Source organism: Vibrio sp. 2132-1 (assembly GCF_033344315.1).
This window is the reverse complement of the sequence record NZ_JAWPON010000265.1, coordinates 1-755: the sequence shown is the minus strand read 5'-3', so window position 1 is coordinate 755 and position 755 is coordinate 1. Positions and strand designations below refer to the sequence as shown.

The 755-nt window shown below is 44.2% G+C and carries 1 protein-coding gene; it reads left to right on the top strand.

Annotation, left to right across the window (positions count from 1 at the left end; all coding sequences use genetic code 11):
- Positions 1–37: 37 nt before the first annotated feature.
- On the top strand, positions 38–755 hold a 718-nt coding region (gene folP, locus R8N47_RS24830; RefSeq protein WP_318186056.1), incomplete at its 3' end, for a dihydropteroate synthase.

Genomic DNA, 755 nt, shown 5'->3' with positions numbered 1-755 from the left:
ATAAACCCCGAGTTAGCTCGGGGTTTTTGTATTTATTATGATTATTACAGCAAATAACAAATCTCTCGACCTTTCTCGTCCACATGTAATGGCGATTCTTAATGTTACCCCTGATTCATTTTCTGATGGTGGTAAATTCAATTCTTTAGAACTTGCTCTTGCTCAAGTTGAAAAAATGATTACCGCAGGGGTTAGCATCATTGATGTTGGTGGTGAGTCTACACGCCCTGGTGCGCCAGATGTCTCTCTAGAAGAAGAGCTGCAACGCGTTGTTCCTGTTGTAAAGGCCATCCGCGAAAAATACGATGTATGGATCTCTGTCGATACCAGTAAAGCAGAAGTAATGCGTCAGGCTATCGCTGTTGGTGCGGATCTAATTAACGATATCCGTGCGTTACAAGAACCTGGTGCACTTCAAGTTGCGGCTGCATCAAAACTACCTGTTTGCTTAATGCATATGAAGGGGCAACCTAGAACTATGCAGGAAAGCCCTCAGTACGAGAACTTGATGGATGACGTCGCTCAGTTTCTGGAAGAGCGCATAGCTGCTTGTGAAGCCGTAGGTATCAATAAGTCTCAACTTATCCTCGATCCTGGTTTTGGCTTTGGCAAAACCATTGAACACAATTATCATATGCTCGCTCATCTCGAGAAGTTTCATGAGTTCGGTCTGCCTATCTTGGCGGGCATGTCTCGTAAATCAATGATTTTCAAGCTGCTTAATAAGCCCGCAGCAGATTGCACTAACGCCAGTG